The organism is Kaistia geumhonensis (genome assembly GCF_030815145.1).
Classification (GTDB): domain Bacteria; phylum Pseudomonadota; class Alphaproteobacteria; order Rhizobiales; family Kaistiaceae; genus Kaistia; species Kaistia geumhonensis.
Genome location: NZ_JAUSWJ010000001.1, coordinates 3,898,174 through 3,923,316, shown reverse-complemented (window position 1 = coordinate 3,923,316; position 25,143 = coordinate 3,898,174). Strand labels below are relative to the sequence as shown.

Annotated in this window: 23 protein-coding genes; 12 read left to right on the top strand and 11 right to left on the bottom strand. The window is 67.9% G+C overall.

Going from position 1 to position 25,143, the window contains the following annotated elements:
* Positions 1–1,644, bottom strand: a complete 1,644-nt coding sequence (locus QO015_RS18585) for an acyl-CoA dehydrogenase family protein (RefSeq protein ID WP_266283491.1) — start codon at positions 1,642–1,644, stop codon at positions 1–3.
* 285 nt (positions 1,645–1,929) lie between these two features.
* Between QO015_RS18585 and QO015_RS18580 the strand changes: the two genes are divergently transcribed.
* Positions 1,930–2,718 (top strand): hypothetical protein, encoded by a 789-nt coding sequence (locus QO015_RS18580; protein ID WP_266283490.1) that lies wholly within the window; start codon positions 1,930–1,932, stop codon positions 2,716–2,718.
* A 24-nt stretch (positions 2,719–2,742) separates the two neighbouring features.
* Here the strand turns inward: QO015_RS18580 and rnr are convergent, their stop codons facing one another.
* Both rnr and topA read right to left on the bottom strand, forming a co-directional pair.
* Complete coding sequence (gene rnr / locus QO015_RS18575) at positions 2,743–5,097, bottom strand: ribonuclease R (protein WP_266283489.1); 2,355 nt, start codon at positions 5,095–5,097, stop codon at positions 2,743–2,745.
* A gap of 208 nt (positions 5,098–5,305) precedes the next feature.
* Entirely contained in the window at positions 5,306–8,047 is a 2,742-nt protein-coding gene (gene topA, locus QO015_RS18570; protein ID WP_266283488.1) for a type I DNA topoisomerase, read from the bottom strand.
* A 263-nt stretch (positions 8,048–8,310) separates the two neighbouring features.
* On the opposite strand from topA, the gene QO015_RS18565 reads away from it, so the two are divergent.
* Positions 8,311–8,505, top strand: a complete 195-nt coding sequence (locus QO015_RS18565; protein WP_266283487.1) for a hypothetical protein — start codon at positions 8,311–8,313, stop codon at positions 8,503–8,505.
* A gap of 61 nt (positions 8,506–8,566) precedes the next feature.
* Here the strand turns inward: QO015_RS18565 and dprA are convergent, their stop codons facing one another.
* The 4 genes from dprA to QO015_RS18545 form a co-directional block, all read right to left on the bottom strand.
* Positions 8,567–9,685: a DNA-processing protein DprA gene (dprA, locus tag QO015_RS18560; protein WP_266283866.1), complete on the bottom strand. Its 1,119-nt coding sequence runs from the start codon at positions 9,683–9,685 to the stop codon at positions 8,567–8,569.
* A 164-nt stretch (positions 9,686–9,849) separates the two neighbouring features.
* Positions 9,850–10,446, bottom strand: coding sequence for a glycerol-3-phosphate 1-O-acyltransferase PlsY (gene plsY / locus QO015_RS18555; protein ID WP_266283486.1), 597 nt, complete (start codon positions 10,444–10,446; stop codon positions 9,850–9,852).
* Positions 10,447–10,476: 30 nt separating this feature from the next.
* Positions 10,477–11,796: a dihydroorotase gene (locus QO015_RS18550; protein WP_266283485.1), complete on the bottom strand. Its 1,320-nt coding sequence runs from the start codon at positions 11,794–11,796 to the stop codon at positions 10,477–10,479.
* Positions 11,793–12,770, bottom strand: coding sequence for an aspartate carbamoyltransferase catalytic subunit (locus QO015_RS18545; protein ID WP_266283484.1), 978 nt, complete (start codon positions 12,768–12,770; stop codon positions 11,793–11,795). Before QO015_RS18545 ends, QO015_RS18550 begins: the two co-directional genes overlap by 4 nt.
* Positions 12,771–12,984: 214 nt before the next feature.
* Between QO015_RS18545 and QO015_RS18540 the strand changes: the two genes are divergently transcribed.
* From QO015_RS18540 to rpmG, 7 genes are all read left to right on the top strand, one after another.
* Positions 12,985–14,007, top strand: a complete 1,023-nt coding sequence (locus QO015_RS18540) for an ABC transporter substrate-binding protein (protein WP_266283483.1) — start codon at positions 12,985–12,987, stop codon at positions 14,005–14,007.
* Between the two features lie 93 nt (positions 14,008–14,100).
* Positions 14,101–15,564, top strand: a complete 1,464-nt coding sequence (locus QO015_RS18535; protein ID WP_266283481.1) for a sugar ABC transporter ATP-binding protein — start codon at positions 14,101–14,103, stop codon at positions 15,562–15,564.
* A complete protein-coding gene (locus tag QO015_RS18530) occupies positions 15,564–16,574 on the top strand; it encodes an ABC transporter permease (protein WP_266283479.1) in 1,011 nt (336 codons plus the stop codon). Before QO015_RS18535 ends, QO015_RS18530 begins: the two co-directional genes overlap by 1 nt.
* A complete protein-coding gene (locus QO015_RS18525) occupies positions 16,571–17,524 on the top strand; it encodes an ABC transporter permease (protein ID WP_266283477.1) in 954 nt (317 codons plus the stop codon). The genes QO015_RS18530 and QO015_RS18525 overlap by 4 nt, the downstream gene beginning before the upstream one ends.
* 74 nt (positions 17,525–17,598) lie before the next feature.
* Complete coding sequence (locus QO015_RS18520) at positions 17,599–18,048, top strand: DUF983 domain-containing protein (RefSeq protein WP_266283476.1); 450 nt, start codon at positions 17,599–17,601, stop codon at positions 18,046–18,048.
* Between the two features lie 96 nt (positions 18,049–18,144).
* The gene (locus QO015_RS18515; protein ID WP_266283474.1) at positions 18,145–19,320 is read left to right on the top strand and encodes an MFS transporter; all 1,176 of its coding nucleotides are present in this window, start codon (positions 18,145–18,147) and stop codon (positions 19,318–19,320) included.
* A gap of 110 nt (positions 19,321–19,430) precedes the next feature.
* Positions 19,431–19,598: a 50S ribosomal protein L33 gene (rpmG, locus tag QO015_RS18510; RefSeq protein ID WP_266283473.1), complete on the top strand. Its 168-nt coding sequence runs from the start codon at positions 19,431–19,433 to the stop codon at positions 19,596–19,598.
* Positions 19,599–19,676: 78 nt separating this feature from the next.
* On the opposite strand, the gene QO015_RS18505 is transcribed toward rpmG, so the two are convergent.
* A complete protein-coding gene (locus QO015_RS18505; protein ID WP_266283472.1) occupies positions 19,677–21,050 on the bottom strand; it encodes a PleD family two-component system response regulator in 1,374 nt (457 codons plus the stop codon).
* Positions 21,050–21,421 carry a response regulator gene (locus QO015_RS18500; protein ID WP_266283471.1) on the bottom strand — a complete coding sequence of 124 codons (372 nt, stop codon included), beginning with the start codon at positions 21,419–21,421 and terminating at the stop codon, positions 21,050–21,052. Before QO015_RS18500 ends, QO015_RS18505 begins: the two co-directional genes overlap by 1 nt.
* A gap of 154 nt (positions 21,422–21,575) precedes the next feature.
* Between QO015_RS18500 and QO015_RS18495 the strand changes: the two genes are divergently transcribed.
* On the top strand, positions 21,576–21,845 hold the full coding sequence (locus tag QO015_RS18495; RefSeq protein WP_266283470.1) for a DUF3572 domain-containing protein: 270 nt from the start codon (positions 21,576–21,578) through the stop codon (positions 21,843–21,845).
* Positions 21,845–22,471: a GNAT family N-acetyltransferase gene (locus QO015_RS18490; protein WP_266283469.1), complete on the top strand. Its 627-nt coding sequence runs from the start codon at positions 21,845–21,847 to the stop codon at positions 22,469–22,471. Before QO015_RS18495 ends, QO015_RS18490 begins: the two co-directional genes overlap by 1 nt.
* 22 nt (positions 22,472–22,493) lie before the next feature.
* Here the strand turns inward: QO015_RS18490 and QO015_RS18485 are convergent, their stop codons facing one another.
* A complete protein-coding gene (locus tag QO015_RS18485) occupies positions 22,494–22,925 on the bottom strand; it encodes a flagellar export protein FliJ (RefSeq protein ID WP_266283468.1) in 432 nt (143 codons plus the stop codon).
* A 474-nt stretch (positions 22,926–23,399) separates the two neighbouring features.
* Between QO015_RS18485 and ctrA the strand changes: the two genes are divergently transcribed.
* Positions 23,400–24,101, top strand: a complete 702-nt coding sequence (gene ctrA, locus QO015_RS18480) for a response regulator transcription factor CtrA (RefSeq protein ID WP_266283466.1) — start codon at positions 23,400–23,402, stop codon at positions 24,099–24,101.
* 205 nt (positions 24,102–24,306) lie between these two features.
* On the opposite strand, the gene chpT is transcribed toward ctrA, so the two are convergent.
* Entirely contained in the window at positions 24,307–24,960 is a 654-nt protein-coding gene (gene chpT / locus QO015_RS18475) for a histidine phosphotransferase ChpT (RefSeq protein WP_266283464.1), read from the bottom strand.
* Positions 24,961–25,143: the final 183 nt, after the last annotated feature.

Sequence of the window (25,143 nt, the reverse complement as noted above, 5' to 3'; positions counted from 1 at the left end):
TCACATCCGCGGGAAGACGTAGTCGACGAATGCGCGCGCATCGAAGCGTGCGTCGAGCATGCCATAGGTCGAGCGCCAGGGCTTGCCAAGGCGGGTCTCCAGGAACGCATCGGCAATCACCGAGGGGAACCGCCTGCGCAGCGTCGCCGCGGCGACGGTCATCGCCAGCTGTTCGGTGAGGATGCGGGCCGATCCCTCGTCGGCGATCGCCACGGCGGCGGCGGCGCGCAGCACGTTGAGCGTCGAGCGGGCGGCCGGGCCGAGACCGTCCTCGATCACCTTGAGCACCGCCTCCAGCGGCTCCGGCGAGCGCTTCAGCACCCTTAGGACATCGAGGCAGAGCACGTTGCCGGGACCGTCGACCATCGGCAGCGCCTGAGCATCGCGGGCGAGGCGCGCCAGAAGCCCCTCCTCGACATAGCCGTTGCCCCCGGCGCACTCCATCGCCTCGGACGCAATGGCGGGACCGATCTTGGCCACCCAGTATTTGATCGCCGGTGTCATGAGCCGCGCGAAGGCGGCCTCCGCCGGGTCGTCCTGCGACCGGTCGACGGCCTCGGCGAGGCGGAAGACCAGCGCCGTCGCGGCCGTGACGTCGAGCGCCATGTCGGCGAGGACGCGCGTCATCAGCGGCTGGTCGATCAGCGGCGCGCCATAGGCGCGGCGGTAGCGGGTGTCGTGCACGGCCTCCGCCACCGCGGCCCGCGCGACGCCGGCCGCCGCGACGGCGTCGTCGACGCGCAGCAGCGTCACCGTCTCGGCAATGGTGGCGACGCCGCGGCCAGGCTCGCCGACCATGAGGCCGACCGAGCCGGGAAACTCGATCTCGGCGGCGGCGTTGGAGCGGGTTCCGAGCTTGTCCTTGAGCCGCATCATGCGGATCGGGTTGCGCTTCCCGTCCGGCAGGAAGCGCGGGACGAGAAAGAGCGACAGGCCCTCGAGCGTCTGCGCGAGGACGAGCAGCGCGTCGCTCATCGGCGCGGAGACGAACCATTTGTGGCCGACCAGCCGATGCGTGCCGTCGCCGAGCGACTCGGCACGGGTGGTCGCGGCGCGAAGATCGGAGCCGCCCTGCTTCTCTGTGGTCGCGAGGCCGATGAGCGCGCCTGACTTCTGGCCGACGGCAACGGGCCGCGAATCGTAGCGCCGCGAGCGCAGAAGCGGCAGCCAGGCCTCGGCGAGCGGCTGGGCGTGGCCGAGCGAGGCGACGGCGGCGCTCGTCAGCGACAACGGGCCGATATGGCCGAGTTCCACCTCGGCGGCCATGTAGAGGCGGGCCGCGCGCGCGACGGCGCGGACATTCGATTCCTCCCCCACCGCGTCCCAGATCGAGGCATGCAGTCCCGCGGCGACGCCGCGCCGCATCAGCGCGTGCCAGGCGGGATGAAACTCCACGAGATCGACACGGCGCCCGCTCGCGTCATGGCTGCGCAGATGCGGAAGCACGGTATTGGCGAGGCGCGCGAGATCGGCCATCTCCGCCGAGCCCCACTGAGCGCCATGCGCGGTGAGACCCTCGACGACCGGCTGCGGCAGGTCCTCGACCAGGGCGGCCAGCACGGGATCGGAGGCATAGAGATTGGCGCCGAGCCGAGGCGGTATCTGGTTTGCGACCTCGTGCGTCTCGAAATCCGGCGAAACCATCCCTCACCCGCCCCTTGCGAAGGCCGTCATCATGCGCCCGCACCCGTTAATAGGCTGAAAAGCCTCACCTGTCTCGCCCTGGGACGGATGTCGGTGCCGCCAGCACGCAGCGGCTTCCCCCGGGAGGCGGTCGGGCAGAAGCCGCGGCCGCTCGGCCCGAGCTTGCGAAGCGACGCGAATTCGCCTCATCTTTGCGTGCGGCCTGGCACGACTGGTGCCGCCGCAAGCTCCGGGGGGACTTCCATGAACACTGCCAGAACTCTTCTGGCCGGGGTGGCGGCTGGATTGAGCGCACTTGCATGCACCCATGCGAGCGCTGCCGAGGGCGGCCTCACATGGCAGGCGGCGAACGGCCGGCCCTGCGAACAGGTCTGCGGCGGCGCCGGCCTGGAGCCCGTGCAATCCGGCGTCCACGCGCCCGGCGGCCGCTCGACCGGCGAGGCCTTCTACATCTGCGCGACCGACATGAACGGCTATCGGCCCGGCTATAACCTGCAGCCGAAATGGAGCAAGGCCTGCTGGGTCGGCTATGGCGGCAAGGAAATCGCCGCCAAGAACTATCTCTGCGCCTGCAGCGGCTCGGCACTGGCCTCGGCTCCGGCAGTTGCAGCCGCCGCACCGGTCGCCGCCGCCGGCAAGCCCGGCCAGGAGCGGCCCTATGGCAAGCCGGTCGGATCCTGGAAAATCACCGTGACGGAAGAGAAGCCAGGCGTCGTCAACTGCCGCGCGGTGCGCAAGTCCGGCAACCGCCTCGACATCATGGCGATGCGCAACGACGGCACGGACCCCTATCTCAGCGTCGATGCCGAGGGCCGCAAGGGCAAGTGGCCGGGCACGCTCATCAATGTTCCCGGCCAGCCACCCGGTGTGCAGGAATGGGAAGTGACCGGCGAGGCGAACGCCAAACGGATGTGGTTCCCCATGGGAGCCGTCACGATCAGCGAGCTCGCCGCGGCCGGCGCGTATCAGTTCAGCCTGCCCGACTCGGAGGACACGGGCGTCGTGCTGCTCGGCAAGGACGCGCCCGCGGCCTGGAGCCGCGTCAACGACTGCGTCTTCGCCAACGGGCGCTGAGCTGCCCTGCGCGCCGGGGCGGCCTCAGCGCCGCCTCGGTCCGGGGCGAGGCTTCTGCACGGTACGGCTCCTGGCGATCTTGTCGCGGAAGCCACGCTCGACGACGCGTCGCTCACCCTTGGGCACGCGCCTTCCTTCCGACATGAGTTCAAAGCGCAGCGCGCCCGCGATGGGTGCCACCTCGACGAGTTGCACCTCGACCCGATCGCCGAGCTGGTGCATCTCGCCGGTCCGCGCGCCGATGACGGCGTGGCGGGCCTCGTCATAGGCATAGAAATCGGCGCCGATCGAGCCAATCGGAACGAAGCCGTCGGCTCCGGTCTCGTCGAGCTTCACGAAGAGGCCCGAGCGCGTCACGCCGGCGATCCGCCCCGTGAAGAACGCACCGATCCGGTCGGCCAGCCAATGCGCGACCAACCGGTCGACGGTCTCGCGCTCGGCCGCCATGGCGCGGCGCTCAGCGCCGGAAATCTCCTGTGCGATCTGCTCGAGATCCGCCTCGGCGCCATCCGGCAGCCCCCCTTCGCCGAGTTCCAGCGAGCGGATCAGCGCGCGATGCACGATGAGGTCGGCATAGCGGCGGATCGGCGAGGTGAAATGCGCGTAACGGCGGAGATTGAGGCCGAAATGGCCGATATTCTCGGGGCTGTAGACCGCCTGGCTCTGCGAGCGCAGAACGACCTCGTTGACCAGCGCCTGGTGCTCGCTGTCCTTCACCCTGTCGAGGATGGTGTTGAAATGGCCAGGCCGGAGATTGCCGCTCCGCGGCAGGTTCATCTCGATCGAGGCGAGGAATTCGCGCAGCGCCTCGAGCTTGGCGAGCGACGGCGCGTCATGGACGCGGTAGACGAGCGGCGACTTCTTGCGCTCCAGCGTTTCCGCCGCCGCGACATTCGCCTGGATCATGAACTCCTCGATCAGCCGATGCGCGTCGAGCCGCTCCGGCACGATGATGCGCTCGATCGCGCCGTCGGGCCCGACGATCACCTTGCGTTCGGGAAGGTCGAGATCGAGCGGCTCGCGCTGGTCGCGTGCCCGCTTCATCAGCGTATAGGCCGCCCAGAGCGGCTTCAGCACCGGCTCCAGCAGCGGTCCCGTCTTGTCGTCGGGCCGGCCGTCGATCGCTTCCTGCGCCTGCTGGTAGGAGAGCTTGGCAGCCGACCGCATCATGACGCGGTGGAACCAGTGGAACTTCTTCTTGCCGTCGGCGGTGATCTGCATCCGTACGGCAATCGCCGGGCGGTCCTCGCCCTCGCGCAGCGAGCAAAGATCGTTCGAGATCCGCTCGGGCAGCATCGGCACGACGCGGTCCGGGAAATAGACCGAATTGCCGCGCTTCAGCGCCTCGCGATCGAGCGGCGAACCCGGCCGCACATACCAGGCGACATCGGCGATCGCGACCGTGACGAGGAAGCCACCGGGATTCTCCGGATCGCTGTCCGGTTCTGCATGCACCGCGTCGTCATGATCCTTGGCGTCGGCCGGATCGATGGTGACGAGCGGCATGTTGCGCCAGTCTTCGCGACCGCCGGCGATCGGCGCCGGCTTCGCCGCCTCTGCAGCATCGATGACGGCCTGCGGGAAGATGTGCGGGATGTCGTGGGCGTGGATCGCGATGAGGCTGACCGCCTTCTCGCTGTGAACGGCACCGACGACCTCGATGATCCGCGCCGGCGACAGGCCGTAGCGGGTCACGCGCTTCACCTCGATCGCGACGAGATCGCCGTCATGGGCGCCGTTGAGGTCCTCCTCGGCGACCTGGTACTCGCTCTGCTTGCGGTCGACCGGCTCGATCCGGCGCGTCCCGTCGAGCGCGGTGCGCAGCACGCCGAGGATCGACGGCGCCCGCTTCTCGAGAACCTTGATGACCCGTGCCTTGTAGGGGAACGGCGCCTCGGCATCGTCGTCCGCCTCGACGCGGGCGAGCACGCGGTCGCCGATGCCCGGCGCCGGGATAAGCTGCTTGCGCCCGGCGACCACGAGGACGCGCGGCGGCCCCGTCCGGTCGTCGGCCCAGTTGGTCGGCTGGGCGATGAAATCGCCCTCGGCGTCGCGGTCGACGATCGACAGGACGCTGACCGAGGGCAGCGTGCCGGCCTTGGTGAGGCGCTTGCGATCCTTGCGGACGAGGCCCTCCTCGCCGAGCTCCTTCAGCATCCGCTTCAGAGCGATGCGGGCACCACCGGAAACCCCGAACGAGCGCGCGATCTCGCGCTTGCCGGCCTGTCCGGGATGTTCGGCGATGAAGGTGAGAATCTGCTCGCGGGTCGGAAGCCCGTTCTGGTCGGGCGCCGGCTTTTCGGCGCGCGTCGAGCGCTGGGCCGGCTTGCGGGCCGGCTTCGCCGTGGTCTTGTCTGGCTGGTCTGGCTTCTTGGCCAAGGGTGTTCTTTCAAAAGGAAATACGTTTCGGCGGCCGCCGCGAAGGCGCCGCTTCAGGGTTCAATCGACAATGGCGACGCGCGCCGGCGCTTGCAACAGGCGGCGGTGGCGCAGCGGTTCGCGATGTCAGGCCGATGACGGCTCGGAAAGGCCGGCCGGAACATCCCGGCCGGTCCGATTTTCACTGCGCTTCAGGCTTCGGCGGCTTTCAGGCTTCGGCGGCCTTCTTGGCCGGAGCCTTCTTGGCCGGCGCTTTCCTGGCGGTCGCAGCCTTGGCAGTCGAAGCCTTGGCAGTCGAAGCCTTGGCAGTCGTGGATTTCGCCGCCGCTTTCTTCGCAGGCGCCTTCTTGGCCGCACCATCTTCGCCGGTGGCCTTGCGGGCCGCGCGCGGCGCCTTCACGGGCGTCTTGCCGGCTCGCTCGGCGATGAGCGCCACCGCCGTCTCCATCGACACGGCCTCGGGAGCGGTGCCCTTCGGAATGGTCGCGTTGACGGCGCCATGCTTCACATAAGGGCCGTAGCGGCCGGCATGGACAGTAACCGGTCCGCCGAGGGTCGGGTGGTCGCCCAGCGTCTTCAAGGGTTCGGCACCCGCGCGGCCGGCGCGCGGGCCGCGTGCCTGCTTCTCGGCGAGCACGGAGACGGCGCGGTTGATTCCGACGCTGAACACCTCGTCGATGCTGTCGAGATTGGCGTATTTGCCGTCGTGCAGCACGAACGGCCCGTAGCGCCCGAGGCCGGCCTGGATCGGCTTGCCGTCCTCCGGATGCGCCCCGACCTCGCGCGGCAGCGCCAGAAGCGCCAGGGCGCGGTCGAGATCGAGCGTCGCGGCTTCCCAGCCCTTGGGCAGGCTCGAGCGCTTCGGCTTCTCCTTGCCCTCGCCCTCTCCGAGCTGGACATAGACGCCGAACCGGCCCGAGCGCAGCGTGACGTCGAGGCCGGTCTCCGGATCCTTGCCGAGCACGCGGACGCCGTCGGCGCCGAGCTTGGCGCCGTCCTCGCCGCCCTCGCCAGGGGCCGAATCCTCGCCCGCCACCGCCAGCTGCCGCGTGTAGCGGCATTCGGGATAGTTGGAGCAGCCGATGAAGGCGCCGAACTTGCCGAGCTTCAGGGAGAGCTTGCCGTTGCCGCAGGCCGGGCAGGCGCGCGGATCGCCGCCATCCGCCCGCTCGGGGAAGATGTGCGGGCCGAGCAGTTCGTTGAGCGCATCGAGAACCTGCGCGACGCGCAGTTCCTTCGTCTCCGACACATCGAAGGAGAACTGTTGCCAGAACTCGCGCAGCACGTCCTTCCAGGCGATGTCGCCGGCCGAAATCTGGTCGAGCTTGCCTTCGAGATCGGCGGTGAAGTCATACTCGACATAGCGCGAGAAGAAGCTCTGCAGGAAAGCCGTCACGAGGCGGCCCTTGTCCTCGGGAAAGAGCTTCTTCTTTTCCAGCCGCACATAGCCGCGGTCGCGCAGCACGCCGAGTGTCGCCGCATAGGTGGAGGGACGGCCGATGCCCAGTTCCTCCATGCGCTTCACCAGCGTCGCCTCGCTGTAGCGCGGCGGCGGCTCCGTGAAGTGCTGCGTGGCCGAGATGCCGCGATTGGCGAGCGCCTCGCCCTTGTCGATGCGCGGCAGGCGGCCCTCGTCGTCGTCGCCGTCGTCGTCGCGATCCTCGTTGTAGAGAGCGAGGAAGCCTTCGAACGTCACGACCTGACCGGACGCGCGAAGGTCGAGCTTGCGCCCTCCCGCTTCGGCGAGGATGTCGACGCTGGTGCGCTGAAGCTCGGCCGATTCCATCTGGCTCGCGATCGTGCGCTTCCAGATGAGTTCGTAGAGCTTCGCCTGCTCCTGATCGAGGTAGCGGGCGACGTCGCGCGGCCGGCGGTCGGGCGACGTCGGACGGATCGCCTCATGCGCCTCCTGCGCGTTCTTGGCCTTCACCTGATAGCGACGCGGCACGTCCGGCAGATGGCGGGACGAGAAGTCCGCGCCGATCACCTTGCGCACGGCTGCGACCGCCTCCGGCGCCATGTCGACGCCGTCGGTTCGCATATAGGTGATGAGGCCGACCGTCTCGCCGCCGATATCGACGCCCTCGTAGAGGCGCTGGGCGATCTGCATCGTCCGGTTCGGCGCGAAGCCGAGCTTCCGGCTCGCCTCCTGCTGGAGGGTCGAGGTCGTGAAGGGCGCGAAGGGGTGGCGGCGCGCCGGCTTCTGCTCGACATCGACCACCGTATAGCGGCCGTTCTCGAGCGCCGTGCGGAAAGCCGCGGCGTCCTCGGCATTGCCGACATCGAGGCGGCCGATCTTCCTGCCGTCGGCACCGACGAGGCGGGCGTCGAACTCGTCGCCGCGCGGCGTCGCGAGACGGGCGACCAGCGACCAGTATTCCCGCGGCCGGAAGACCTCGATCTCGTTCTCGCGATCGCAGACGAGGCGCAGCGCCACCGACTGGACGCGGCCGGCCGACCGTGCGCCTGGCAGCTTGCGCCACAGCACCGGCGAAAGCGTGAAGCCGACGAGATAGTCGAGAGCACGCCGTGCGAGATAGGCATCGACCAGCGCCGCATCGATCGGGCGCGGATTCTTCATCGCGTCGAGGACAGCCTGCTTGGTGATCGCGTTGAAGACGACGCGCTCGACGGGCTTGTCCTTGAGGACGCGCTTCTGCTTCAGAACCTCCAGCACATGCCAGGAGATCGCCTCGCCCTCGCGGTCGGGGTCGGTGGCGAGGATGATGCGGTCGGCCGACTTGGCCGCCGTCGCCATCTCGGAAAGCCGCTTGGCCGATTTCGGATCGGCCTCCCACTGCATCGCGAAGTCCTCGTCCGGCAGGACGGAGCCGTCCTTCGAGGGCAGATCGCGCACATGGCCGTAGGACGCCACGACCTGGTAGGCCGAGCCCAGATACTTGTTGATCGTTTTCGCCTTCGCAGGCGATTCGACGATGACGAGATTCATCGGTGCCGTTCGGTGTGGCCACCGGTCAGAGGACCGGTCGGCGGAGATTGGATGGGGTCGCGCCGCTGAGGGCGCCACCGCCCGGACTCGGGGTTTCACCGGGCGCGGTCGAGCCGGACAATCCGGGAAAGCTGCCAGCCTGTCAATCAAGCCCCGACGATGACGACCTCAATCATAGCGAGCATTCGGTTGTATTTGCTTCTTTTGATTGCATCATGTCAGTATGACTGACAATTGCGGCCAGGCCGCACGATCGATTGAGGATGCTGATCATGACAGTTCCGGAAATGCCTCCGGACAATCGTCCCCAGAGGCCTGATCCGACCGACAGGGGTGAGACAATCCGTTATATCGGACGTATGGCAGCCGAATTGAAGGGGCTCGCGTCGAGCGCCGAACTCGACTTCGTCGCCTATCTTCTCGGCATGGTCGAGGAGGATCTGCGCCGCGGGACATGACGCGGCGCGCGGCGAAGCCTCAGCCGGCGACAGCGTGCCGGATCCTTTGTCAGGCACCTAGCTACCCGATCAGCGAGACCCGCTGTCCGGAATGACGCCCGATGCGGCCGGCGAGATCGAGCTCCAGCAGCAGCACCTGAACCACTGCCGCCCCGAGCCCCGTGAAGCGGATGATGTCGTCGATCGCGGTTGGCACCGGACCGAGCGCCTCGATGAGCACGGCGAGGTCGCCGTCCTCCGGCAGGCGTATCGCGCGGGATGCAGCACTGTCGCCCTCCCCCCAGGCCGGTGGCGGCGCAACCACGCGGCCCAGCATCGGGGCCACGACCTCGACCACGTCGCGCGCCGTCGTGACCAGATGGGCGCCATCCTTGATGAGACGATTCGATCCCGAGGAGCGGGGATCGAGCGGCGAACCCGGGACGGCGCAGACGATTCGCCCCTGAAGCCCGGCGAGGCGCGCCGTGATCAGTGAGCCGGACCGCTCGGCCGCCTCGACGACGACGACCCCAGCCGCCATGCCGGAGACCAGGCGGTTGCGGCGCGGGAAATCGCGGGCCCGCGGCTCCCAGCCGAGCGGCATCTCGGAGACATGCGCACCGCCCGAGCCGATGATCCGGTCGGCCAGGGCCGCGTTCTCCGGAGGATAGAGCCGGTCGAGACCGCCGGCGAAGGCCGCGACCGTGCCCCCGGCGAGCGAGGCCTCGTGAGCGGCCGCATCGATGCCGCGGGCGAGCCCGGACGCGACGACGAAACCGTCCGTGCCGAGTTCGGCCGCGATCATCGCGGCGATCTTGCGGCCCGCGACGGAGGCGTTTCGGGCACCGACGATCGCGATCATCGGCCGCTCCAGCAGCGACGCGCCGCCGCCGCGCATCGACAGAAGGGGCGGCGCCGCGTCTATCGCGCGTAGCCACTGCGGATAGTCGGGATCGCTGATCGCGACCATGCGCGCGCCGATCGCCAGATGCCCGGCAAGTTCACGCTCGGCCTCCTCGCGGCTGGCGAGGCGGATGCGCCGGCCGCTGCGCTTCACGAGATCAGGAATGCCCTCGAGGGCGGCCGCCGCCGACCCGAAATGACGCAGCAGATCACGGAATGTCGCGGGACCGACGTTCTCGCTGCGGATCAGCCTCAGCCAGTCGAGCCGCTGCCGGTCGCTCAGGCTGATCGGCGGCATTGTCGGTGGCAGCGCGGTCACCGACTGAGTTCCGATCTGCCGTCCATCTCTCAACCCCCGCTTGCAGGATTCGTTCAGCCACGACCGATTGTGCCGGCAATGGCGCCGCAAGTGAAGAGGGGACGTCGGGATCGTTAACCAGAGGTTGCAGCGACAGCGGCAGATCAGCCCTTGCTGCCGATCTTGCTCTCGCTGCCGGCGATCAGGCGGCCGATATTGGCGCTGTGCCGCCACCAGACGAGCGCCGTGAGGATGGCGAACACGACCGCCTGAGCCCATTGCCCCATGACGGCGAAGGCAACCGGGGTCAGCAACGTCGCGGTCAGCGCGGCGAGCGAGGAATAGCGCAGCGCAGCGGCCATCGCGATCCACACGAGGGCGAAGCCGACGGCCAGGGGCCATCCGGCACCGATCAGGACGCCGAGATAGGTTGCGACGCCCTTGCCGCCCCTGAAGCCGAGCCAGATAGGGAACATGTGGCCGAGGACGGCGAACAGCGCCGCCGCAAGCGCGCCCGCCTCGCCGAACCGCCAGGCGATCACCACCGCCAGAGTGCCCTTCAGCGCGTCGCCGAGAAGCGTGGCGGCGGCAAGGCCCTTTCGGCCGGTGCGCAACACGTTGGTGGCGCCGATATTGCCGGAGCCGATGCTGCGCAGGTCGCCCGCTCCAGCCAGCTTCGTAAGGATGACGCCGAACGGCACCGACCCCAGCAGGTAGCCGAGCACGGCCGACGAGATCACGGCGACGATCACTGGGTCCAACGCGGCCTCCGGTTCGTTCGGGCCTGCTGCTCAGGCCTCGCTGTCCTTATACACCGTACGCCCGCCGACGAGCGTCCTCAGAACCCGCCCCTCGAAGCGCGCGCCCTCGAAGGGTGTGTTCTTGGAGCGCGAATGCAGCCGTTCCGCTTCGCAGATCCAGGGCTTCTCGAGATCGACCAGGATGAGGTCGGCCGGAGCCCCGGCCGCAATCCGGCCCGAGGGAAGCCCGAGCAGTTCGGCCGGACGCGTCGACAGCGCCCTGACGATCGAGGCGAGGCTCGCCTCACCATTGTGGACAGGACGCAGGGCGGCCGCGAGCAGGGTCTCGAGGCCGACGGCACCGTCGGCCGCCTCGGCGAAAGGATGGCGCTTGGTATCGACGTCCTGCGGATCGTGGCTGGAAACGATGACGTCGATGGACCGGTCCGCGACGCCCTCGATCATCGCCAGCCTGTCGTCCTCGTCGCGCAGCGGCGGCGACAGCCGGTAGAAGGTGCGGTAGGGTCCGACATCGCGCTCGTTGAGCGCGAGATGAGTCGCCGACACGCCGCAGGATACGGAAAGGCCCGCCGCCTTCGCGCGGCGGATGACCTCCAGCGATGCGGCGCACGATATCTGCGCGGCGTGATAGCGGCCGCCGGTCAGTGCCGCGATGCGGATGTCGCGCTCCAGCATGATGATCTCGGCCTCGCGCGGGATGCCCGGCAGGCCGAGCCGCGTCGCCGTCTCGCCCTCGTTCATCACGCCCGATCCGACGAGGTCGGGATCGGCCGGGTGATGCATGACGAGGGCGCCGAAATCGCGGGCATAGGTGAGCGCGCGGCGCAGCACGAGTGCGTTGGTGATCGAGTGGCGGCCATCCGTGAAGCCGACCGCGCCGGCGGCGCCGAGGAGGCCGAACTCGGTCATCTCGCGGCCCTTGAGGCCCTTGGTGATCGCCGCCATGGGCAACACGTTGACGGCGGCGGTGTCGCGCGCGCGGCGGGCGATGAAATCGACCAGCGCCACGTCGTCGATGACGGGATCGGTATCGGGCATCGTGACGATGGTCGTGACGCCGCCGGCCGCCGCCGCCTGGCCGGCAGAGGCGAAGGTCTCGCGATGCTCCGCCCCCGGCTCGCCGACGAAGACGCGCATGTCGACGAGGCCCGGCAGCAGCGCCTTGCCGCGTGCCTCGATCGTCTCGGCACCCTCCGGCGTTCCCGGCGCCGCGCCAGTCACGACGCCTTTGATGAGGCCGTCCGCCACCAAGACGCTGCCGATCGCGTCGAGACCGCTCTTGGGATCGACGATTCGCGCACCGGTGATGACGAGCGGCCGCGATTCGGCCCTGATGGCGGAAAGGCTCATGCGGCACCCGGACGGTTCGGCAGATGGGCGGACAGCGCCTCGAGCACCGCCATACGCACGGCGACGCCCATCTCGACCTGCTCGCGGATCAGGCTCTGTGCGCCGTCGGCGACCGCCGAATCGATCTCGACGCCGCGGTTCATCGGGCCCGGATGCATCACGAGCGCGTCAGGCTTTGCATAGGCGAGCTTTTCCTGGTCGAGGCCGAAGAAATGGAAATACTCCCGCACCGACGGGACGAAGGAGCCGTCCATCCGCTCGCGCTGCAGGCGCAGCATCATCACGATGTCCGCGTCGCGCAGCCCGCTCTTCATGTCGGTGAAGATCTCGACGCCGAGACGGTCGAGCGCCTTGGGCAGCAGCGTCGAGGGTCCGACGCAGCGCACCCGCGCGCCGAGCGCGTTGAGCAGCAGGATGTTGGAGCGGGCGACACGCGAGTGCAGGATGTCGCCGCAGATCGCCACCACCAGTTCGCCAAAGCCGCCCTTGTGGCGACGGATGGTGAGCGCGTCCAACAGCGCCTGTGTCGGATGCTCGTGCGCGCCGTCGCCGGCATTGATCACCGAGCAGCCGACCTTCTTGGCCAGAAGATGCACCGCGCCGGCCGCATTGTGACGAACGACCAGGATGTCGGGGTTCATCGCGTTCAGCGTCATCGCCGTGTCGACGAGCGTCTCGCCCTTCTTCACCGAGGACGAGCCGACCGACATGTTCATGACGTCGGCACCGAGCCGCTTGCCGGCCAGTTCGAACGACGACTGGGTCCGCGTCGACGCCTCGAAGAAGAGATTGATCTGCGTGCGTCCACGCAGGACCGCCTTCTTCTTCTCGACCTGGCGGCTGATATCGACCGCCTCCTCGGCGAGATCGAGCAGCGTCAGGATCTCCGGCGGCGTCAGGCCCTCGATGCCGAGCAGGTGCCGGTGGGCGAACGCCGGCGGGCGGGCCGTGAAAGTCGGGTTTTCGCGTGTCATTTGAAGGCATCGCTATAGGACCAAAGCCGTGCGCCGGCAAGGCGGGCGTCGGAGAGTTCAGCGGCCGCGCGCGAGGGTTGCGGATCCGGCGCAGGCCGCGCCGGTGCTTGACAAGGAGAAGCGCCTTTGCGTCACTCTCGGTCTTCGCGCGACATCCGGCATCGCCGGGAAGCATAATCAAGCAATCGCGCGATTTTTTGGGAGGGAGACCGTCATGACCCGTCTTGCGGGAACCGTATCGCTTTTGGCTCTTGTCGCGGCGCTCGGCGCGGGCTCTGCGCTCGCCGATACCAAGGACAAGAAGATCGCGCTGTCCAACAACTATGCCGGCAATTCCTGGCGCCAGGCCATGCTGCGCAGCTGGGACAAGGTGACGAAGCCCGCCGTCGAGGCCGGCATCGTCGCCGCCGCCGATCCGTTCACCACCGCCGAGAACCAGGTGACCGAGCAGGCCGCGCAGATCCAGAACCTCGTACTGCAGGGCTACAACGCCATCGTCCTCAACGCCGCCTCGCCGGACGCGCTGAACGGCGCCGTCAAGGAGGCCTGCGACGCCGGCGTGATCGTCGTCTCGTTCGACGGTATCGTCACCGAGCCCTGCGCCTGGCGCATCGCCGTCGACTTCAAGCAGATGGGCAAGGACGAGGTCCTCTATCTCAAGGACAAGATCCCGGCCGGGGGCAACGTGCTCGAGATCCGCGGCCTCGCGGGCGTGTTCGTCGACGACGAGATCTCGAAGGGCATCCACGAGGGTGTCGCCGAGAATCCGCAGTTCAAGATCGTCGGCTCGGTGCATGGCGACTGGGACCAGGCCAAGGCCCAGGCGGCGGTCGCGGGCATCCTGCCCTCACTGCCCGACGACATCGTCGCTGTGGTGACGCAGGGCGGCGACGGCTATGGCGCGGCGCAGGCCTTCAAGGCCGCCGGCCGCAAGATGCCGACCATCATCATGGGTAACCGCCAGGACGAGCTTGCCTGGTGGAAGGAGCAGAAGGACGCCAACGGCTACGAGACGATGTCGGTCTCGATCGCCCCGGGCGTTTCGACGCTCGCCTTCTGGGTGGCGCAGCAGATCCTCGACGGCAAGGACGTACCGAAGGATCTCGTGGTGCCCTTCCTGCGCATCGATCAGGCGAATCTCGAGAAGAATCTCGAGACCACCGAAAAGGGTGGCGTCGCCAATGTCGAGTATTCGGCAGAGGACGCGCAGAAGGTGGTCGACGCCGCCAAGAAGTAACGGCTGATGCCTGGCTGATCGGCCGCCGCCGGCCCGTCCGGCGGCGGCCTTCTTCGATAGTGACCGTCCTCCTGCCGGGATCCCCGCTCCGCCATGACCGGACCCTCGCCCTTCATCCGCCTCGAGGATGTCCGCAAGAGCTTCGGCGCCGTGCGGGCACTGCAGGGGGTCGACCTTTCCTGCAGCGCCGGCGAGTGCATCGGCCTCGTCGGCCATAACGGCGCCGGCAAGTCGACGCTGATGAACCTCCTCGCCGGCGTCTTCGGTGCGGAAGGCCGTATGACGATCGATGGCGAGGATGTCGCGGACCGGCACACGGTTGCCTCCGCGCAGGCGCAGGGCATCCGCTGCGTCTTCCAGGAACTGTCGCTGTGCCCCAACCTGACCGTCGCCGAGAATGCGCGCGTCATGCATCGCGCGCTGAAGGGCTTCGGCTGGCGTAAGCGGGCTGGCGCGCTGATCGTCGCCAAGCTCGACCAGGTCTTTCCCGGCCATGGTATCGGCGCCTCCGACATTGTCGGCGACCTGCCGATCGCGCGGCGCCAGATGGTCGAGATCGCCCGCGCCTTCACGGTGACCGATGCGCCGGCGCGCCTCGTCATTCTCGACGAGCCGACCTCCTCGCTCGACGCGCATCAGGCCGGCCAGCTGCTGGCCTATGTCCGCCGTTTCGTCGCCGAGGGCGGCGCGGTGGTGCTGATCTCGCACCTGCTCGGGGAAATCCTCGAGGCCGCCGACCGCGTCGTGGTGATGAAGGACGGCCGCGTCGTCGCAGAGCGGCTTGCCTCCGACTTCACCCGGTCGAGCCTCGTCGCCGCGATGGGAACCGTCGCCCGCGAGGAGGCGGAGGAACGCGCCGTCGTCTCCGGACGGCGTGGCGGTGAGGCGCCGACGCGGGTCCGTGCCCGCGCGGCCGCCGGCGGCGTCGACCTCGTCGCCCATCGCGGCGAGATTGTCGGCCTCGCCGGCCTCGGCGGCCAGGGTCAGTCCGAGATGCTGATCCGCATCTTCGATGCCGCGCGGCGCTCGGTTTCGGGCATCACCGTCGAGGGCGGCTCCGCGCTCGTCGCCGGCGACCGGCAGACGGATGGCGTCTTTCCGCTCTGGTCGATCGCGGAGAATATCACCATCACCTCGCTCAACCGCCTCAAGCGAGGCATCCTCATCGACAGCGGCAAGACGGACGCGATGGCGGAAGACTGGAAGGCGCGCATCGGCATCCGCACGCCCGACATTCACAACCCGATCCTTTCGCTCTCGGGCGGCAACCAGCAGAAGGCGCTGTTCGCCCGCGCCCTCGGCTCCACCGCCGAGACGGTCCTGATGGACGACCCGATGCGCGGCGTCGATATCGGAACCAAGCAGGAGGTCTACGGCATGATCCGCGCCGAGGCCGAGCGGGGTCGCACCTTCCTCTGGTACACGACCGAGATGGATGAGCTGAAGCACTGCGACCACGTCTATGTCTTCCGCGACCAGCGCATCGTCGCCGACCTGTCGCGCGCCGAGCTGACCGAGGAACGCGTGCTGCACGCCTCCTTCGAGGAGGTCGCCTGATGCGCCTGACCGCCCGCCAGCTGCGCACGCTCCTGCCGGCGCTTTCGCTCGTCGTGCTGCTCGCCGCGATCTTCTATCTGCAGCCGCGCGCGATGAGCTATGTCGGCTTCAACCTGATGCTCAACCTCGCCATCCCGATCGCGCTGGCGACGGTGGCGCAGATGTGCGTGATCACGGTCAACGATCTTGACCTCTCGATCGGCACCTATGTCGGCTTCGTCGCCTGCGTCGGCGCGACTCTGCTCTCGGGCGGCATGGGCGCGCTGCCGGTCGTCAAGGAGTTGCAGGCCTCCGGCGCCCTCCCCGCGACGCTGCCCTGGATCATGCAGACTCCGCTCGTCGGGGTCGTTGCGCTCGCTTTCGGCATCGCCGTCTATGCAGCGCTCGGCGCGCTGATCCACTGGCGCAACCTGCCCTCGATCGTGGTGACGCTCGGCATGTCCTTCGTCTGGCTGGGCCTCTCGGTGCTCATCCTGCCTGTTCCCGGCGGCCAGGCCCCCGCCTTCCTGCGCTCGCTGATGACGCTGAAGCCGGCCTACGTCCCCTTCCCGATCATCGCGGCGATCGTCATCGCCATCCTCGCCAACCTGTTGCTGATGCACACCTCCTATGGCGCGGTGCTGCGCGGCGCGGGCGGCAATCCGAAGGCCATCGAGCGCGCCGGGTGGTCGCTGCTCAAGGTCAAGATCACGATGTTCGCGCTGGCCGGCTTCTTCGGCATGCTGGCCGGGCTGTCGCTGGTCGGGCTGACCACATCGGGCGACGCCAATATCGCGCTGCGCTACACGCTGTTGTCGATCGCCGGCGTCATCCTCGGCGGCGGCGAGTTCGTCGGCGGCCGCATCTCGCCGGTCGGCGCGGTGATCGGCGCCGTGACGCTGACGCTCGCCGGCTCGTTCCTCTCCTTCATGCGCATCTCGCCGGACTGGCAGATCGGCGCGCAGGGCGCCATCCTCATCATCGTGCTCGCAGCGCGCACGCTGATCGACCGTGCGGAGCGCCGCAGATGAACAGCAGCTTCCTGCGCAATCTCGCCGGCCGACCCTGGCTCTGGGCCTATGTCGCGGCGATTGCCGTCTGGCTCGTCATCGTCGCCTTCACCGGCGGCCGCGGCGGCGGCGAGGTGCTGACGGCCGCGTTCACCTTTGCCACCTTCTCGGTGATCGTCGGCATCGGGCAGATGTATGTCGTCACGCTCGGCCCGGGCAATGTCGACCTCTCGATCCCGGCGACCATCACGCTGGCCGGCGCCGTCGCCACCAAGGTGATGGACACGCAGAACGGCATGATCCTCACGGGGCTCCTGATCGCGCTCGCCTGCGGCGTCGCAGTCGGCATCGTGAACTATGCGCTCATCTGGCTGCTGCGCATCCCGCCGATCATCGCGACGCTGTCGTCGAGCTTCCTCGTGCAGTCGGTCGCGATCGCCTATGGCCGCGGCATCCGCATCAAGCCGCCGCCGGCCCTCGCCGACTTCACCACCGCGCAGGTGCTCGGCATGCCGGTCCTGGCAATCTGCGTCATCGCTCTCGCCGCCTTCATGGAACTCGTGCTCCGCCGCACGCTCTACGGCCGCTGGGTGACCGCCATCGGACAGAACATCCGCGCCGCCCGCCTCGCAGGCGTCGATGTCGGGCGCACGCGATTCTATGCCTATGTGATGAGCGCGGTGTTCGCCGGCCTCTGCGGCTATCTCCTCTCCGGCTTTTCCGGCGGCTCGTCGCTGTCGATGGGCGAGGAATATCTCCTCACCTCGATCGCGCTCGTCGTGATCGGCGGATCCTCGGTCGCGGGTGGCAACTCGAACGTCCCCGGACTGTGGGGGGCGGCGCTGTTCCTCTTCCTCGTCGTGACGATGCTGAACACCTACGGCTTCGGCGCGGGCCTTCGCTATCTCGCGACCGGACTGATTATCATCGCGGTCATCGTCGCCGCGAGCGCTCGGCGGCCGGCGCGCTGAAGCGGCGGCGGTCTGCCGCGCTTGTCTCCCGATGGCCCGCCACGATATGACGGGAAGCTGAAGGAGTTCTCCCCATGAGCGAATGGACCGGTCAGGCTGACACGGCGAGCGCAGCGCGGCCCCAGCGCTCGCCCTGGCGCGCCATGGCGCGCGGCTTCGCCTGCCGCTGTCCCCAGTGCGGCAAGGGTCGCATGTTCACGGGCTATCTGACGGTGGTCGACCGCTGCGAGGCTTGCGGCGAGGATCTCTCCCATCAGCGCGCCGACGATGCTCCGCCCTATTTCACCATCGTCGCGGTCGGCCACATCATCGTGCCGCTGATCCTGATCGTCGAGACGGCGTTCCACCTTTCCAATTTCACCCATCTCGCCATCTGGCTGCCGCTGACGCTGATCTTGACTCTGGCGCTTCTGCGACCGATCAAGGGGGCCGTCGTCGGCCTGCAATGGGCGCTGTATATGCACGGCTTCGATCCCGACCACCGGGAGGATGCCGAGGCGCCCTGGCAGCCGGATATCGGCTAGCGGCTGCAAGCAACGCGCATCGCGCGGAAGGTGTGGCCGCGGCTCTGTCCGCTGCCCCAGCGCCTTCCCGTTTTCCCTGCCCTGAAAGGCGAGGCGATGACAAGCGAAGCATTGCGCGGCGAGGCGCCGGGCGCGTCCGGCGGCGGTATCACCGGCCTCGTTGCGGCGATCGGCTCGATCGCAGCCGTCGGTCTCGGCTTTTCCATCACACTGCCGCTTCTCGCGCTGACGCTCGAGGATCGCGGCATTTCCTCCACCTGGATCGGCCTCAACACGGCCTTCTGGGGCCTAGCCTCGCTGGCGATCACGCCGTTCATCCCTCGCCTCGCGGGCCGCGTCGGCACGGGACCGTTGCTGGCGCTCTCCATCGGCGTGCTGGCGATCTGCCTGCCGGTCTTCTTCCTGTCGCCCTTCTGGCTGTGGTTCCCGCTCCGCCTCGTCGCAGGCGCCGCGCTCACCGTCACCTTCGTGCTGTCCGAGTTCTGGATCTCGAGCGCTGCCCCGCCCGAGCGCCGCGGCATCATCATGGGCATCTATGCGACCGTGCTCTCGGCCGGCTTCGCGCTCGGGCCTGCGATCCTGACGCTGACCGGCACGCGCGGTTTCACGCCGTTCCTGACGGGCAGCGCGGTGCTGCTCCTCGGTACGCTGCCCGTCCTTATCGGCATGGGCGTCGCGCCGAAGCTCTCCCATCATGCGGGAGGGTCGTTCAGGCGCTTCCTCTTCCTGGCGCCGGCCGCGACCGGCGCCTCGCTGCTGTTCGGCGTCGTGGAGAGCGGCGCCTTCTCGCTACTGCCGCTCTACGGCCAGCGCGTCGGGCACGACCGCGACACCGTCATCCTGCTCGGAATCGCGGCGACGATCGGCAACATCCTCCTGCAGATGCCGATGGGCCTCCTTTCGGACCGGGTCGACCGGCGCAAGCTTCTGTTCGGCATCGCCCTGGTGGGCCTTGCCGGCACCCTGCTGCTGCCGCTGGTCTCGGCCTCGTTCTGGCCCTTCATGCTGACGCTCGGCCTCTGGGGCGGGATCGTCGGCTCGCTTTACACCGTCGGCCTCGCCCATCTCGGCGCCCGATTCTCCGGCGCCGACCTCGCCGCGGCCAACGCCGCCTTCATCTTCTGTTATTCGCTCGGGGGACTCGTGGGGCCAGCGACGATCGGCGGGGCGATGGACGTCCTCGACCCGCACGGCTTCGAGGCAGCGCTGGCGGTGTTCTTCGTCGCCTATCTGTTTCTTGTCCTCACCCGCATTCGCCGCGCCGGACATTGACCGCGGATTTGGCGCCGACTTTCCTTGACTTTCGGCTTCATATCCGTAGGGTGCGCCCACATTTACCGCTGGCGGGGCTCGTCCCGGCCGGCTGCATGCAGAGGTTCGCCATGGCCAAGGCCACCACCATCAAGATCCGGCTCGTCAGCTCGGCCGACACCGGCTTCTTCTACGTCACGAAGAAGAACTCGCGCACCATGACCGAAAAGTTCTCGGTTAAGAAGTACGACCCGGTTGCTCGCAAGCATGTCGAGTTCCGCGAGGCCAAGATCAAGTAAGCCCGTCGCCGCAAGGCTGGACGGTTCAAGGCGCCGCTTCGCGGCGCCTTTTTCTTTTGTCGATCTGAAAGCGGTCCGTCAGGCGACCGCGGCAGCGACGCGGTTGCGTCCCTCGCGCTTGGCGCGATAGAGCGCCTCGTCGGCCCGGCGCAGCAGCGTCTCCGGCGTATCGCCGCGACCCGAGCGGGCCGAGAGGCCGATCGAGACGGTGACGGCCAGCTGCCGCTCGCCGCCCTCGATCAGGAAGGGCTGCGCGGCGATCCGCTCGCGAATCCGCTCGCCGACCATCTCAGCGATCCGGCTCTCGGTGTCCGGCATCACCACGACGAATTCCTCGCCGCCGAGCCGGCAGACGAGGTCCATGCTGCGCACGGTGCGGCGGACGCGGCGCGAGAACTCCCGCAGCACATCGTCGCCGGCGTCGTGGCCATGGGTGTCGTTGACCGACTTGAAGAAATCGATGTCCAGCAGCAGCACCGAGAGCGGCCGCTGGCGCTGCGCGGCCTGGTCGACAAGGCCGGCGAGATGGCGTTCCAGATAACGGCGATTGTGCAGGCCGGTGAGCCCGTCGGTGATCGCCATCTCCATGGTGAGATGCACGTTGTCGCGCAGCCGCTCCATGAAGCGGCTGCGGCGCACCTGCGTGCGCACCCGGGCCAGCATCTCGTTGCGGTCGATCGGCGCCAGCAGGTAGTCGTTCACACCGAGATCGAGACCGCGCACCAGGCGATGCGTCTCGTCCGCCTGTGCAACGACGAGAATCGGCAGGAGCCTCGTTCGCTCCAGCGAGCGGATCTGCGAGCACAGCCGCAGCCCGTCGAACCCGTCGAGATCGAGGCTGACGATCACGAGGTCATAGGGACCCTCGGCGATCCGGAACAGCGCCTCCTGCGGGTCGCTCTCGGCATCGACACGGTGCCCGGCCTCGGCGAGGCCCTCGACGATGCGGCTGCGCCGCGAAGGCTTGTCCTCGACGAGGAGGATGCGGCCGTGATCGCCGGAGGCGACGGCGCCGTCGAACGGATCTGTCATGCCGAGCTCGCTCGACGCCGAGGCACGCACCATCAGCTGGTCGGTCAGCGTCTTCAGGCGGACGAGGCTTTTCACCCGCGTGATAAGCGCCAGCTCGTTGATCGGCTTGGTCAGGAAGTCGTCGGCGCCGGCCTCGAGGCCCTTCAGGCGATCGGAGGGCTGGTCGAGAGCGGTGACGATGATGACGGGAAGCTGGGCGGTCTGCGGATTCTGCTTCAGCCGCCTGCACACCTCGAACCCGTCCATGCCGGGCATCATGACGTCGAGCAGCACGAGATCGCAGAGCCCGCGCGCGCAGACGGCAAGCGCCTCCGGACCGTTCGACGCCGTCACGACCTCGAAATATTCGGCGTTCAGCATCGCCTCGAGCAGCTTGATGTTCGCCGGCTGGTCGTCGACGACGAGGACGCGGGCGGTCATCAGGCGTCTCCCAGATAGGCCTTCACGGTCTCGATGAACTTGGTCACCGAGATCGGCTTGGAAAGATAGGCCTCGCAGCCTCCCTGCCTGATCCGCTCTTCGTCGCCCTTCATCGCAAACGCGGTGACGGCGATGATCGGGATGGCGCGAAGCTCGTCATCCTCCTTGATCCACTTGGTCACCTCGAGGCCGGAGACCTCCGGAAGCTGGATGTCCATGAGGATCAGATCGGGGCGGTGGCGGCGGGCGAGATCCAGCGCTTCCAGGCCGTTGCGGGTCTGGATGATGTTGTATCCATGCGCTTCGAGCAGATCGTGGAAGAGCTTCATGTTCAGCTCGTTGTCTTCCACGACCAGTACGGTCTTCGCCATCCGAACTCAGCCTCCACCGGGTCCGGTCGTCCCGGCGCGCGGCTCCTCAGGGGGCAGTCGGCCACCGGCCGACCGTTTGGTGGTATTCGGCTTAAGTTCTAGCGACGATTCGTTTCGGAAAGGGAAATGCATGATCCGCGACCGGGAGCCGCCGATGACGATCGAAGGCGCCGAGGCGCTGGCGATCCGCGCCCTCGCCTTCCTGGCCGGCGAGCCGGAGGAGCTCGGCCGCTTCCTGGCGCTGACCGGTATCGGTCCCGAGATGCTGCGCAGCGCCGCGGCCGATCCCGGATTCCTCGCGGCCGTGCTGGAGTATTTCATGGAGAACGAGCCGCTTCTCCTCGTCTTCGCCGCGCGCGAGAATGTTCGCCCGACGCTTATCGCCGCCGCGCGCTATCTCCTTGACCGCGAGATTCTGGACTGATGCCGACAATCCCTCTCTTGCTCGATGGCTATACCGACCTTCCGCCCGGCTATATCGCCGACGTGGTCACCTATCTCGAGCTGAACGCCCGCGACGGGGGACGCTCGGCGCCGCTTCCCGCCGGCTTCACCGTCGTGGAGCAGGATCCAATCGAGCTAGCGGCCTATCGCGCGCTTTACCGCAGGATCGGCGAGCGCTGGCTGTGGTTCGAGCGGGCCCGCATGCCGGAGGCAGAACTCCGGGCCAAGCTGACGGCCGACGGCGCGCGCGTGCTCTTCCTCGTAAAGGACGGCGAGCCGGTCGGGCTCGCGGAACTCCAGGCCGAGCGGGACGGCGCCGATATCGAGGTCGCCATGTTCGGCGTCGTCGAGGAAACGACGGGAACGGGCGCCGCGAGCGCCCTCATGTCGCATGTGCTGGACATATCCTTCGCGGCGGGGGCCGAGCGGGTCTGGCTGCACACCTGCCATTTCGACCATCCGGCCGCCCTACCCTTTTACCGGAAGATGGGCTTTCGGCCGTGGAAGATGGCGATCGAACTCGCGAAAGATCCTCGCCTCGAGGGGCACCTTCCGCGCGAGGCGGGCCCGCATGTGCCGCTGATCGACCCGAAAGCGGGCCGGTAAAAGAGAAGAGGCAGCGGGAGAGCTAGACGCTGCGGCGCTCGCCGGCGAGCGGTCGGCCCCGCCGCGGCGCCGGCTCCTCGGCTGCCTGGCCTTCGGCGGCAGGCTGCGAGGCGCGCTCGCGCTCCTGGTCCCGCTCGACCATCAGCTCGTATTTGCGCAACTCGTCCGTCGCGGCGAGGAGTTCGTCCTGCGCGCCTTCGAGTTGGCTCTGCAGCTCCTGGGCCGATGCCTTCAGATTGTCGCGGCGCTGCGCCGCCGCCTTGGCGAAGGTCGGATAGGCGAAGTGGTTCTGATCGCGGATGCCGGAGCGTTCCTGCTCGACGCGGATCTGCTCGTCGAGATCGCGCGCCATCTTCTCGAATTCGGCGATCATCAGCTCGATCTGCTGGACACGGCGGCGTTTCTCCTCGACCTGGAAACGCTTCAGCCGAACGAGACTCTCACGCGACTTCATCGGACTCACAACTCCCCTCGGTCCGGGGCGGCAGGGAACCCGCTCCGCGACACGCACTAACGCCGCCCCCCTGGCGGCACGGCTCTCCCGACGTGGGACGAGCCGCTTGTCGAAACCTTAAACCTTTCGCTCCGCGCTAACGTTTCGTTTACGTCTCGCGTTAATCATGGCGAAGGACGGCTTAAGGCGAGGTAAACCCAACCGGTAACCGCGCCATCCTAGACCGAGGAGTCCGACGAATTGGTTACCGCGATCCGTGCAATTGCGCCGATCGGCGCCTAAGGCGCGGATCGGCCGCAAACGCAGGCGCCGGGCGGAATTTCCACCTCATCCGCCGAGGCCGCTTGTGGGTGCGAATCGGAATTTGTTAACCATTGTTCGTTAGGCTTCGAATCGGGGTTGAGCCGCTTCCCAGGGCGGCCGGTTCGCAAGGACCGGAGCGCCGAGCCCAGGACAGGCAATGAGGGGATTGGTATGCGAGTTCTGCTGATCGAGGACGACAGCGCTACGGCGCAGAGCATCGAGCTGATGCTCAAGTCCGAGAATTTCAACGTCTACACGACGGATCTCGGCGAAGAGGGTGTCGATCTCGGCAAGCTCTACGATTACGACATCATCCTGCTCGACCTGAACCTGCCCGACATGTCGGGCTACGAAGTTCTCCGCGCGCTGCGCCTCTCCAAGGTCAAGACGCCGATCCTGATCCTCTCCGGCCTCGCCGGCATCGAGGACAAGGTCCGCGGCCTCGGCTTCGGCGCCGACGACTACATGACCAAGCCGTTCCACAAGGACGAGCTGGTTGCCCGCATCCACGCCATCGTCCGCCGCTCGAAGGGCCATGCCCAGTCGGTGATCAACACCGGCGACCTGACCGTCAATCTCGACACCAAGACCGTCGAGGTGAACGGCAGCCGCGTGCATCTGACGGGCAAGGAATACCAGATGCTGGAGCTGCTCTCGCTCCGCAAGGGCACCACCCTGACCAAGGAGATGTTCCTGAACCATCTCTATGGCGGCATGGACGAGCCCGAGCTGAAGATCATCGACGTCTTCATCTGCAAGCTGCGCAAGAAGCTCGCCAACGCCACCAACGGGCACAACTATATCGAGACGGTCTGGGGCCGCGGCTACGTGTTGCGCGAGCCCGACGAAGCGCCGTTGCGCGCCACCGCCTGAGGGCGTCTCCGCCGCCAATCCTGTCGAACCCCGCTCCGGCGGGGTTTTGCATTTTCGGTCGATCGATAGCGGAAATGGCAGAGCCCTTGCCGGGCGCAACAAACGGGCGTCGCGCTTCTGGGACGCTCGTGCGTTGCGAGACCGGACGAACGGGATCAGTCCTGTGGACGACCCGCGCTTCGATCCTTCGGAAGGGGGACTTCGGTCAGTCCTGCGGACGGCTCTTGGCCGTGATCACGATGTCGCTGCCCTCCAGCACGGCCGCGACATCCATGCGGCAGGCGCGCGCCAGGAGGCCGGTGTAATAGGGCTGCACCGCATGCGCATCAAGATGCACGTCGACGAGATTGCCGGGCACCAGCTTCTCGAACGCGGCCGGGATGCGGGCATTCGGCCCCGTGCAGAGGAAGGTAAAGTCGGGCGATGACGGTGCGCCCGAGACCGTCACCTTGATATGCCCGCCGCGCGGCACCGCGGCGACGGCGAGCAGCACCAGATTGAGCAGCAGCTTGACGCGGTTCTTCGCCATCAGCGCCTGCGGCGCCGACCACGAGAACTCGGCCTTCTCGCCGTCCATCCAGCCGCGCGCGACCTTTTCGGCATCGCCGAGATCGATCTCGGCCCCGGACGAGCCGGCGGCGCCGAAGGCGAGGCGTGCGAATTGCAGCTTGGCGGACGCCTGCCGAGCGCTCTTGCGGATGAGATCGAAGGCGAAGGCCTTCATCTCCTCGTTGTTCTCCTCGTCGAGAACCTCGAGGCCGTTGTTGATGGCGCCGACCGGGGAAATGATGTCATGGCAGACACGGCTGCACAGCAGCGCCGCGAGATCGAGCGCCTCGATTTCTGCCGCCTCAGACATCGTCGATCCCCCGTCTCCGCAACCGAATCGCGCGCGCGGCGCTGAGGGACAGGGGATACACCGCGAAGCCGGAGATGCCAACCGCGCCGCGTCGCGGGCGGCGCCGCGATTGAGCCGCTTTTTTCAGCCACTGCTTGTCGGCGGCCCCGTCATTGGGCAGGCTCACTCCCGCGCTTCGCCCGA